This window comes from Mycobacterium sp. E1747, from assembly GCF_001667775.1.
Lineage (GTDB): Bacteria > Actinomycetota > Actinomycetes > Mycobacteriales > Mycobacteriaceae > Mycobacterium.
The window spans coordinates 32,202-43,883 of sequence record NZ_LZJI01000247.1 but is presented as its reverse complement, the minus strand read 5'-3'; the positions used below and the strand labels follow the sequence as shown (position 1 = coordinate 43,883).

Annotated in this window: 10 protein-coding genes; 4 read left to right on the top strand and 6 right to left on the bottom strand. The window is 69.5% G+C overall.

Features of this window, described 5'->3' with window-relative positions:
• Positions 1-873 (top strand): hypothetical protein (locus tag A5695_RS26015; RefSeq protein WP_068089436.1); only part of this gene is annotated, 873 nt, incomplete at its 5' end.
• An 86-nt stretch (positions 874-959) separates the two neighbouring features.
• Here the strand turns inward: A5695_RS26015 and A5695_RS26010 are convergent.
• Entirely contained in the window at positions 960-2,318 is a 1,359-nt protein-coding gene (locus A5695_RS26010; protein ID WP_068089434.1) for an LLM class flavin-dependent oxidoreductase, read from the bottom strand.
• Positions 2,315-3,556: an MFS transporter gene (locus A5695_RS26005; protein WP_082946313.1), complete on the bottom strand. Its 1,242-nt coding sequence runs from the start codon at positions 3,554-3,556 to the stop codon at positions 2,315-2,317. Before A5695_RS26005 ends, A5695_RS26010 begins: the two co-directional genes overlap by 4 nt.
• 186 nt (positions 3,557-3,742) lie before the next feature.
• Here A5695_RS26005 and A5695_RS26000 point away from each other — a divergent pair, with 186 nt between their 5' ends.
• Positions 3,743-5,089, top strand: coding sequence for a flavin monoamine oxidase family protein (locus A5695_RS26000; RefSeq protein WP_068089428.1), 1,347 nt, complete (start codon positions 3,743-3,745; stop codon positions 5,087-5,089).
• Here A5695_RS26000 and A5695_RS25995 read toward each other — a convergent pair.
• Positions 5,084-6,040 carry an alpha/beta fold hydrolase gene (locus A5695_RS25995; protein ID WP_068089425.1) on the bottom strand — a complete coding sequence of 319 codons (957 nt, stop codon included), beginning with the start codon at positions 6,038-6,040 and terminating at the stop codon, positions 5,084-5,086. The genes A5695_RS26000 and A5695_RS25995 overlap by 6 nt on opposite strands.
• Positions 6,041-6,174: 134 nt before the next feature.
• On the opposite strand from A5695_RS25995, the gene A5695_RS25990 reads away from it, so the two are divergent.
• Complete coding sequence (locus A5695_RS25990; protein ID WP_068089453.1) at positions 6,175-7,533, top strand: NAD(P)/FAD-dependent oxidoreductase; 1,359 nt, start codon at positions 6,175-6,177, stop codon at positions 7,531-7,533.
• Here A5695_RS25990 and A5695_RS25985 read toward each other — a convergent pair.
• From A5695_RS25985 to A5695_RS25975, 3 genes are all read right to left on the bottom strand, one after another.
• The gene (locus A5695_RS25985) at positions 7,530-8,045 is read right to left on the bottom strand and encodes an STAS domain-containing protein (protein ID WP_197515625.1); all 516 of its coding nucleotides are present in this window, start codon (positions 8,043-8,045) and stop codon (positions 7,530-7,532) included. The genes A5695_RS25990 and A5695_RS25985 overlap by 4 nt on opposite strands.
• 299 nt (positions 8,046-8,344) lie before the next feature.
• A complete protein-coding gene (locus tag A5695_RS25980; protein WP_082946312.1) occupies positions 8,345-9,421 on the bottom strand; it encodes an AraC family transcriptional regulator in 1,077 nt (358 codons plus the stop codon).
• Positions 9,422-9,463: 42 nt separating this feature from the next.
• Positions 9,464-10,639, bottom strand: coding sequence for a glycosyltransferase (locus A5695_RS25975; RefSeq protein WP_068089418.1), 1,176 nt, complete (start codon positions 10,637-10,639; stop codon positions 9,464-9,466).
• A gap of 173 nt (positions 10,640-10,812) precedes the next feature.
• On the opposite strand from A5695_RS25975, the gene A5695_RS25970 reads away from it, so the two are divergent.
• Positions 10,813-11,682: a chemotaxis protein CheB gene (locus A5695_RS25970; protein WP_068089415.1), complete on the top strand. Its 870-nt coding sequence runs from the start codon at positions 10,813-10,815 to the stop codon at positions 11,680-11,682.

Genomic DNA, 11,682 nt, shown 5'->3' with positions numbered 1-11,682 from the left:
CGCCTGAACCCGAACGTCAACGGCTACCAAATCGAAGTGATCGAGCCACTGCACAAACTGCGGCTGGTCCTGCACGAAACCGAAGGTGTGGCAGCCGATCTCACCTGGGAAGGCCTGTTCGACGTCGTGCAGGAACAGCCGCACGTGCTGCGGTCCGGCAACCGGGTGACGCTGGACGCCCAGCGGTTCGCCCAGCTGGGCAGCTGGAGCGGTCGCATCGCCATCGACGGCGAGGAGATCGCCGTCGACCCGGCGACCTGGCTCGGCAGCCGCGACCGGTCCTGGGGCATCAGGCCGATCGGCGAACCGGAACCCGCGGGCCGGCCCGCCGACCCGCCGTTCGAGGGAATGTGGTGGCTGTACGTGCCCATGGCGTTCGACGACTTCGCCATCGTGCTGATCATCCAGGAGGAGCCCAACGGCTTCCGCTCGCTCAACGACTGCACCCGGATCTGGCGCGACGGCCGCGTCGAGCAGCTGGGCTGGCCGAGGGTCAAAATCCACTACCGCTCCGGCACCCGCATCCCCACCGGCGCGACGATCGAGGCCACCGCCCCCGACGGCACGCCGGTCCACTTCGACGTGGAGTCCAAGCTGCCAGTGCCCATCCACGTCGGCGGCGGCTACGGCGGCGACTCGGACTGGCTGCACGGCATGTGGAAGGGCGAGAAGTTCGTCGAACGCCTGACCTACGACATGACCGACCCGGGGATCCTCGCGCGGTCGGGTTTCGGTGTCATCGACCACGTCGGCCGGGCGGTGTGCCGCGACGGCGATCGAGAGCCGGTGGAGGGCTGGGGACTTTACGAGCATGGCGCGCTGGGCCGCCACGACCCGTCCGGGTTCGCCGACTGGCTGACGGTCGCCCCATAGGCAGCCCGCGAACGTCGACTTGTTGGAGATTTTCGGGCCATCTCGCGCAACAAGTCGACGTTCGTGGGTGGGGACGGACCGACCGGTCAACGCCGATACGCCGCGCCGGGATGGTCGACGGGCAGCAGCGGTCCGGCCCCGCCAAGCCGCTCGCGCAGGGTGGAGCGGGGCACGGCCTCCGGCACCCGCCCGCGGCGACGCAGTTCGGGCACAACGTATTTCGCGAAGTCGACGAAGGTGCCCGGGGTCGTGACGTAGGCCACGTTGAACCCGTCGACGTCGGCCTCCCGCACCCAGCGTTCGAGCTCGTCGGCCACCTCCCCCGGCGAACCGACGAGCACCGGCCCGCGGCCCCCGAGCCCGATCTCGTCGGCCAGTTGCCGGGGGGTCCAGGTGCGGTCGGGGTCAGCGGTGGTGAGGGACGCCAGCGCGGAGCGATTCGCTTCCATCTCGACGTAGCGCAGCGGGCCGTCGGGATCCGCCTCGGCCAGGTCGACCCCCGTCCAGCCGCCGAACAGCGCCAGCGCGCCGGCCGGGCTGACGAAGCGCCGGTAGTCGGCCAGCTTGGCCTCGGCGGCCGCGCGGGTCTCGGCGACGACCGGGGTGACCATGGTGAACACCTTGATGGACCGCGGATCGCGGCCCAACTCCGCGGCTGCGCCGCGCAGGGCGGCGACCGGGCGCCGCACGATCTGCGGCGTCGGCCCGGACACGAACACCGCCTCGGCGTGGGCCGCGGCGAACCGGACGCCGCGCGGCGACGCGCCGGCCTGGAACAGCACCGGGGTACGTTGCGGCGACGGCTCGCACAGGAAGGGGCCGGGCACCGAGAAGTAGCGGCCCTTGTGCTCGATGTCGTGCACCTTCGCCGGGTCGGTGAACACCCCGCGCCGCGGGTCGCGCACCACGGCGTCGGTCTCCCACGAGGCTTCCCACAGCTGGTAGCAGACCTCGACGTACTCCTCGGCGATCTCGTAGCGCCGGTCGTGCGGGATCTGCGCGTCCAGGCCCAGGTTGCGCGCGGCACTGTCCAGGTAGGAGGTGACGATGTTCCAGGCCACCCGCCCGCCGGTGAGGTGATCGAGGGTGGTCAGCCGGCGGGCCAACGCGTAGGGCTGCTCGTAGGTCAGCGACAGCGTGATGCCGAAGCCGAGGGTGTCGGTGACCGCCGCCATCGCCGACACGGCGGCGGTCGGGTCGTTGACCGGGAACTGCGCGGCGTCGCGCACCGCCGCGTCCCGGGAGCCGCCGTACACGTCGTAGACGCCGAGCACGTCGGCGAGGAACAGCGCGTCGAAGCCGCCGGCCTCCAGGATGCGCGCCAGGCCCGTCCAATACCCGAGCTCCCGATAGCGGTGACCTTGATCGTCGGGATGGCGCCACAGTCCCGCCGACTGATGCCCCACGCAGGCCATGTCGAAGGCGTTGAGGTAGATCCTGTTCACAGGGTCGCCCGGTCCGCGCCGGTTTCGCGCGCCGCGCAGGCCGACGCGAAGGTGAGGGCGGCCAGCACCGCGAAGTAGCCGACGATCAGCCAGGGGCTGCCGCCGCCCGCGGCCAGCAGCGCCGCGGCGATCAGCGGCGCGAAGCCCCCGGACAGCACCGCGCCGATCTGGTAGCCCAGCGACGAGCCGCTGTAGCGCACCCGGGTGTCGAAGAGCTCGGCGAACCACGCGGCCTGTGGCCCGTACATGGCGTCGTGAACGATGTTGACGCCGAAGACAATTGCGGCCACCACGGCGACCGACGAGCCGCTTCGGGCCGCGACGAAGAACAACACGAGCGCCAAGACGCCGGCGAGCGTGCCGAACAGGTAGGGCGGGCGCCGACCCACCCGGTCCGACAGCAGCGCCCAGCCGGGCGTGCTGAGGAACCCCAGCGCCGACGAGATCGACACCGCGATCAGACCGATCGAGCTGCCCTTGCCGAACGAATCCTGAAGGTAGGTAAGCGAATACGTGGTCAGCAGCACGAACAGTGCGATCTGCGACAGGCGCAGGCCCGTCGTGATCAGCACGTTGCGCGGTTGGGTGCGCAGCACCTCGAGCACCGGCAACCGCGCCAGGTCGTCGTCCTCCCTGAGCCGTTCGAAGATCTTGGCGTCGGTGAGCTTCAAGCGCAGAACCAGCCCGAGTGCCACCAGAATCACGCTGAGCAGGAAGGGAATTCGCCACCCGTAGGCCAAGAAGTCGGCTGCGCTGGTCGCACTGCGCGTCACGTAGAACATTGACGTCGCGAGCAGCATGCCGGCCGGGGAGCCGAGCTGGGTGAAGCTGCCGAACAACCCGCGCCGGCCCGGCGGCGCATGTTCCACCGACAACACGGCGGCGCCGCCCCACTCGGCTCCCACGGCAACCCCTTGCAGCGCCCGCAGCGCCGCCAGTAGCACCGGGGCCAGCAGACCCGCCTCGGCATACGTCGGTAGCAGGCCGATCGCCGTCGTGACCAGACCCATCACCAGCAACGCGGCCACCAACACGGCCTTGCGGCCCAGCCGGTCCCCGAAGTGCCCGGAGAAGATCGCGCCGATCGGCCGGGCGCCGAATCCGGCCGCGTAGGTCGCGAAGGTCGCCAAGGTCCCCGCCGTCGCGGACACGTGGGGGAAGAACAGCGGCTTGAAGACGAGAGCGGAGGCGGTGGCGTAGAGATAGAAGTCGTACCACTCGATGGTGGTGCCGACCATGCTGCCTAGGGCTACCGTTCGCAGGCTCTGCGGGGTTTCAAGTGCCGGGGCGGTGGCAATCACGTGGACGCAGCGTAGCCAATGTGCCGACGTCAGCGTATGTTTGCCCTCGCGGTGATGCGAAGGCCGGAATCGGCGGCGGCATTCGTCCTACGAAATCGCAAGAATTGGGGTTGACTGTTCCCCGTGCCAAATCCGCCGTGGATCGTCGACGTTGTCGTGGTCGGCGCGGGGTTTGCCGGGCTTGCCGCGGCGCGCGAGCTGGCCCGCCAGGGTCATGACGTTGTGGTTTTCGAGGGCCGCGACCGCGTCGGCGGTCGGTCCTTCACCGGCAGCGTGGCGGGGCTGCCCGCCGACCTGGGGGGCACGTTCGTCGGACCCACCCAGGACGCGGTCCTGGCGTTGGCGGCCGAGCTCGACGTCCCGACCATTCCGACCCATCACGACGGCAAGAACGTGATCCACTGGCGCGGCTGGACCCATTCCTACCGCGGCACCATTCCCAAGCTTTCGCTGACCGGGCTCCTCGACATCGGCCGGTTGCGTTGGCAATTCGACCGGATCGCCCGCAGCATCCCGGTGGACGCCCCGTGGCACGCGCGCCGGGCGCGCGAGCTCGACAACATCTCGCTCGGCGACTGGTTGCGCTCGGTGCATGCCACCGCGTCGTCGCGTGACCTGCTCGCGATCGTGTCCCGGGTGACCTGGGGTTGCGAACCCGACGACGTGTCGATGCTGCACGCGGCCCGCTACACCCACGCCGCCGGCGGTCTGGACCGGCTGCTCGACGTCGAAAACGGCGCCCAACAGGACCGTTTTCCGGGCGGCACCCAGCAGATCGCCGAGGCTGCCGCGGCCGAGCTGGGCACCCGCGTCGTGCTGGGTGCGCCGGTCCGCCGCATCGACCGGCACGGCGCGGGGGTCACGGTCACCACCGATCTCGGCCAGGCCGAGGCCGGGTTCGTGGTGGTCGCGGTCCCGCCCGCCCACCGCGCATCGATCGAATTCGCTCCCCCGCTGCCCGCCGAGTATCACCAACTCGCGCGGAATTGGCCGCAGGGCCAGCTCAGCAAGGCCTATGCGGCGTACTCCACACCGTTTTGGCGGGCCAACGGCTTCTCCGGGCAGGCGCTGTCGGACACCGGACCGGTGTTCATCACCTTCGACGTCAGTCCGCACGCCGACGGGCCGGGCATCTTGATGGGGTTCGTCGACGCGCGCGAGTTCGACGAGCTCGCCCCCGGGCAACGTCGGCACGCGGCGTTGAACTGCTTTGCCAGGCTGTTCGGCGACGACGCTCTCAAACCGCTCGACTACATCGATCACCGTTGGGGCGCAGAGCGATTCGCGCCCGGCGGGCCCACCGCCGCGGTGCCCCCGGGATCGTGGACGAAGTTCGGGCCGTTCCTGCGCGAGCCCGTCGGCCCGATTCACTGGGCCGGCACCGAGACGGCGGACGAATGGACGGGATTCCTCGACGGCGCCGTGCGGTCCGGCCAGCGGGCGGCCGCCGAGATCACCGCCTTGCTATGAACTGATCCGCAGGTCCTGGGTCACCGATTCGGCGAGCGCCCGCAGGTGCCGATTCACCTCGCGCGGGTGTTCCAGCATCGAACAGTGGCCGCCGGGCAACTCGACCAGGCCGACGACGTTGGGCGCCGTGCCCGCGATCCTGCGGGCCTGGCTGATCGGGGTCAGCCGGTCGCGTTCGCTGCCGATGACCAGCGTCGGAACCGTCAATCCGTCGAGCTCGAGGTACCGCGATCCCAAGGCGGCGACCAACATCCTGGCGCAGCCGGCGCGCCCCGCGGGTGACGTCTGTTCGAAGAATTGGTGGACGATCCTGGCCACGCCCGGGTCGGCTTCCTTGCCCACCGCCAGCATCGCGACCAAATAGCGGCTCGGAATCCGTGCGGCGGCCGGGATCGGAAACCCGCCGAACACGTTGATCAGCGCGCGGCCAGCGGCGACCCGGGCGCGCGAGAGCCCGTGCGGCACCGAGAGCAACTGCACCTTGCGAACCAGATCCCCGGTCGTGGTGTTGATCAGCGCGACGGCGTCGGCGCGACGACGAACCATGTGCCGGTACCGCGCCGACCACGCGGCGATGGTGATGCCCCCCATCGAATGCCCGGCCAGCACGGCACGTTCGTGCGGGGCCAACGTCGCATCAAGCACCGAATTCAGGTCGGAGGCAAGGTGTTTCAGGCTGTACCCGTCACGGCGGGGCATACCGCTGCGCCCATGGCCGCGATGATCGAAGGCGATCACCCGGTAGTCCGTGGACAGGTCCGCGATCTGGTACGCCCACGCTCGGATGGCGCAGGTGATGCCGTGCGTCAGGACGATGGGGTAGCCGTCAGCGGGCCCGAAGACCTCGGCGTGCAGGCGCGTGCCGTCGGCGGCCCGGACGCTCACGATCTGGCTGGGGGGCAACACGTCGGGATAGGGGTCGACCGCGCGAGCAGATCGCCGAGCACTCATCGCCGCTCCCCCATTCAACTCGGCCGCGTCGCCGACAGTTAAGGACTGCCGCAAGTTTATCCCCAACGCCCGTGGGGATTCTGCTAAATCCGGCAAACTGTTTCTCATATGAGACGCTAGCACTCGTGTACCCGATGTCCCGTCGGGAATTCATCGCTGCGACTACCGGCGTGGTGGGCGGCGGGCTGATGGCCGCCTGCGCCCCACGCCGTCCGCCGCCGGTGCGGCCGCCCCCACCGGACACCCGGTCGATCCTCGTCATCGGCGCCGGAATGGCCGGCCTGTCCGCCGCCCGCGTCCTCGCCGACGCGGGATGGCCGGCACGGGTGATCGAGGCCCGAGACCGCATCGGCGGCCGGGTCCTCACCGACCGCGACTGGGGAGCACCGATCGAGATGGGAGCGTCGTGGATCCACGGCACCGCGGACAACCCGTTGCTGGAGCTGGCGCAGCGGGCGCAGGCTCAGCTGGTCACGACCGACTACTACGGCTGGGCCAAACTGGTCGTTGATCCGACACTCCCACCCCTGGACTACGACCCGACGCCGTGGCGCGCGTTCGTTGAGCGGGCGCGATACCAAGTCGACGGCGGCAGTCTGGGCGCCGCCGTCAAGGCCACGGCCGCCGACGAAGGACTCACCGCCGCCGAGCGCGCCCAGTTGGCCTTCTACCTCACCACCGAGATCGAGGACGAATTTGCCGCCAGCGCGGATCAACTGTCCGCCATCACTTTTGACGAGGGCGACTACACCGGCGGCGATCAGGACGTCATCACCAATGGCTATGACGCCCTGCCGAAGCTCCTCGCCGGCGGGCTTCAGATCGACTTGAACACACCGGTGACCGCGATCGCGCTGCGCGACGACTCCGTCACCGTGCGCACAAAGGATCGATCATTCCAGGGCCCCGCCGTGATCGTCACCGTCCCGCTCGGCGTGCTGAAAGCCGGTGCCATTACGTTCGATCCGCCCCTGCCGAACCGCCACAGCCACGCGGTGGACGCCCTGGGCTTCGGGGTGCTGTCCAAGAGCTTCTTCCGCTTCGACCGGCGCGCCTGGACGGCGGACAACGCCTTCTATCAGTACCTCGCCGCCGACAGCGGCACGTGGACACAATGGTTCACCCTGTCCGCGGCGACGGGGCCAATTGTGTTGGCGTTCAACGCCGGTGGGACCGGCCGCGCTGTGGAATCCGCGTCTCCGAAAGCTCTGATCGCCACCGCCCAGCCGATCGCTCGCCGCTTGTTCGGCGACGCCGTGCCCGTGGAGGTCAAGACATCCAATTGGAGCGCCGACCCGTATGCGCGCGGGGCCTACTCCTTTCATGCGCCCGGCTCCGGACTCGACGACCGGCGCCGGCTGCAAGAACCGATCGGCGACCGGCTTTACCTGGCCGGCGAGGCGGTCGGTGTCAACAACCCGGCCACGGTGCACGGCGCCATGGCCAGCGGTCGCTACGCCGCGGACCAGTTGATGCACCGATTGGGCCGTTAGGAAGCGATACCGCGAAGTCGCATTGCGGCGGCGCGCTGCGGCTCGTGCTGCCTTGCGGGGCCGGAAACCAACCGCCGGCGGGCCATGGTCGCGCCTTCGATGTGCGCCACTGCCACGTCGACCGACTCGGCGATGGGCAGGCCATGGTCGGGCAGCACCCGGGTGAGCCGGCGCAGCGCCGCGCCGCTGACAACGCAGCACCGCAGCTGGGCCACCCGATGCTCCTCGTTGAGGGCCAGCAGCGCCCGAAGGCCCGAACCGGCAAGGAAATCCAGGCCGGAGAGGTCGAGGATCAGCGGGGCCCTGAGCCGCGAGAAGCGGCGAATCACGTCGGCGACGAGGTCGGTGTTGGCCGCGTCGACCTCACCGCGGATGCGCAGGACCGTGGCGGCGCTGCGGGCATGAACATGGATTTGCGCTCCGGCGCAATCGATTTGGTAGCGGCTGCGGGGTTCTCCGAGCAGCTCGAGCGTATGTCGATCGGGTGTGCGTAGATCAGGTAAAGCAGTCACGGGATGCGCCCTTCAGACTTGATGAGGCAGGCGAGCGACGACGGTGTCCGTTTGGCGCCCATTGATAACGGCAGCTGGGGACTCAACCTGACCCAAGCCTACCGGCAATGGCGAGCGCCGGGGCGCCAACGCGACCTCACACGGTGCGGCCGGTGGTGAGGATTCACATTCGACCAGGCGTTTCAGATACGACGCGCCGTGGTCGGAAAGACGCTCGGCGTGTCGGCTCTGAGACGTGGCGCACAGCCAATACGCGCAAAATGTGACGAGTTCGACTGCGGCTCAGCGGCGTGTTGCGTTCACAACCCCGCGGCCATGTGCCGGAGGGTGGTGTGCGGGCTCTGGCCGTACGTCTGCCGGTACAGCACCGCGAATCGGCCGGTGTGCGCGAATCCCCAGCGCTGGGCGATCTCGGTGACGGTGGTGTGGGACGGCGTGCCGGCCATCAATTCTTGATGGGCCCGGGTGAGGCGGACACGGCGAATGTATTCCGTTGGGGTGCTGCCGAGTTGGCGGCGGAAAAGGTACTGGACCGCCCTGGGGGTGAGGTGCACCGCGGCCGCGACGTCGTTGATGCTGACGTCTCCGGCGGCGTGCCGATGGATGAAAGACACTGCGTCCTTGAGCGTTTCGGGCAACGTGGGTTCGTTGGCCAGGTCGAGCTCGGTGACGTTGGACGGGTAGCACTCCAGCAGCGCGCCAGCCAGCAGCGGGGCCAACCCCGCCACCACGAGGGGCTGGTGGGCGGTGTCCGGGCCGGCCAGGGCTAACGCAACATAATCCAGCGCGCGGTGCCACGCTCGCACGGCCGCGCGCGAGCGCGGACGCCAGTCCAGGAAGTGAATTTGCCGGGGTAACGGCGCATGCCAATCCGCGGCAACCTTCGGGAGTGCATCCGTGGCGATGCTCACCACGTCGAATCGTGCACCGTTGCACTGCAGCACGCACGGCATGCCCTGGGCGACCAGCACCGGGCAATCGACCGCGGCTGGCGTGCCCCCGGCGACGCTCATCGAACCCCTGCGGGGCTGGATCACCATGATGCTGTCCGATACCGCGATCTCCAACGTGACACGACCCTGGATCATCACGTCGTCGACCGTCAGAGCGCCTGCTTCCCAGCGCCGATGGGAGACGGCCGACCGGCTGGTAAGACCGGCGATGCGCCAGGCGGGGTTGTAGGCGCGGGCAACGAACTGCCGCGCAGCCTGCGCATCGACGGTGCGGAATTGGTCGTGCCGAAGCGCCGAAGCCGGACCCCGGGTGCGCCGCCCCGCATCGCCGAAGATGGGGCTGAGGCCGGCTTGGACCGCAAGGGGCGGTCGGCCCACCGTACCGGGGCCGGTGTTGTCGGTAACGCTCGTCAAGGCGGTCATAGTCGGCGCTCCCACCGGGTATTACGCGCTGACCTCATTGCATCACCGCACGCCCGATGACTGCAAGCGCTGCGGCAACCAAGATGGGGAACCTGCCCGTTGGTAGATGTTGAGACAGTCGAGCGCGATCCGGTCCCACGCATAACGGGAGAGCGCTCGGCTGCGACCCGCCGAACCCATGCTCTCACACTGAAACCTCTGCGCGAGAAGGCTTCTCAACGTGATCGACAACCGGCTGGGGGTTTCCGGAGGCAGCACCAGCCCCGTGACGTTATCCACCACAGCATCGCGAAGCACCCCGCCGCCATACGCCACCACCGCAACGCCGCTGGCCATCGCCTGTAGCACGGCAGTGGCCCGCGGTGGCTCTCGCGGGGTACACACGACCACGTCGGCGGACCGCAACAGCATCGGCAGTTCCTCGCCGCAAACGGTGCCCGCGTACTGGACCCGGTCGGACACCCCCGACCCGGCAGCGAGAAGTTGTAGCCGGGCCCGAGCCTCGTCGTGCTCGCGATTTGAGGCTTCTGTCTCCGCGAGCACCAGCTCCGTGCCCGGGACCCTGGGTAGCGCCCGGATGACGGTGTCGAAGCCGTTGCACGGCATGGGGTTCGGTGCAAGACAAAGGATGCGACGCAGATCGGTGCGGGCCAGCGCCGGGCCGCAGGAGTTGAATCGCTCGACGTCCACCCCGCTGGTCAAAGCGGACACGTGGGCCCGGCTGCGGCGCACCCGGCTGAGCGCATCGACGTCATCGGAACTCTCTCCTGTCACCCAGGTCGCACTGCGCGCCAAGAGCCGTTCGACGCGAAGCCGTTCGCCCTCCTGCGTTGCGTCCCCGCCGGGTCGGGCTCCGCACGTTTCGGCCAGCCCCAGGAAGCTCTGGACAGTTGGTATTTCTCGCCGCCGGGCGGCCAGTTGGGCGGCCAAACCGCCGAGCCACCCATACGCGTGCACGACGTGGGGCGCCTCAGCCGACCACTCTGCTGTGAGCGCCCGCGCCCAGTCGCCAACGTAGGGCAGCACGTCTAGGGCTGACTCTGCCGACCGCGGGCCGACGGACATCGACACCTCGCAGTGGCCGCAAATTCCCGCAGGCCGACGTCGGTTCTGTCGGACGAAACTGGTGACCTCGTGCCCGCGGGCCGCCAGCGCGGCGGCGAGCTCTGCTGGGTCGTCACCGACGATGTCGTCGCCGCTGACGATCGCAATCCTCACCTCAACCCCCTTGCGTCGTCCTTGGCATGGGGCGTACCCGGCCCGATACCGGCGAAACTGTGGCGGCGCGGCGGCTTCGCCTGGTGCGCCGCCGTTTCGCATAACGGATAGCCACGCCAGCCCCGGTCGCTCGCCGGACTGTGGTGCGGTGGTCGATTTGGAAGACTGGAGGGGTGGCAAGTGACCCGCAACGGCCCGCCGTCGAATTGGTAGTCCTGCTGGCTTCGGCGGGTGGCTTGGAAGCGCTGTCAACGGTTCTGGGCGATCTGCCAAGCGATCTCCCGGCCGCCATCGTCGTACAGCAACACCTCGGCGACCATGACAGCGTGCTCCCCGCGATTCTTCGCCGGCAGAGCGCGCAACGGGTCAGTTGGGCGCACGACGGCCAGGCCCTCCGGCCCGGACACACCGTCGTTTGCCCGCCGGGAACGAACCTGGAAGTGACACCGACCGGCCGATGCCTCCTGCGCACGCTGAAGGATCTCGGGGTGCGGCGCTTCGACGCGCTGCTGCGATCGGTCGCGGAATCATATGGTCCGCGCAGCGTGGCGGCCGTGTTGTCCGGCTCCGGGCAGGACGGGGCGGCGGGAACCGCGGCTATGAAGCGGGCCGGCGCGATCGTGATCGCGGAGAGTCCGGAGACCGCCCTGTACGCGTCGATGCCGGTGGCGGCGGCGCGTGCCGGCGCCGACCTCGTGCTGCCGATTCATCAGATCGGCCGAGTGCTGGCCGACGTGGTCGAGGGCGCTCCGCTGCCGGACGAAGGTCGCGGTGCGTGCTGCGCGCCAGCTGCCGAGGACGCCGACGCCGCGACCGCTCCGGCACCGTGGGGGCACGACCCGGACAACACCGCGGCAGGCCAGGCCGAACTGGCGCGCGGGCGCGCCGAAGAACTCAGCCGCAGACGCAAGGATCTCTCCGCCGGTCTCGGTGCCACCGCCCAGACGGTGGCGACGGCGCGGCGCAGGGCCGCAGAATCGCGGCGCCGCGCCCAGTTGGCTCACCAGTCGGCGGAGGAAGCCGCGGCGCGGTGGGGGCGATGA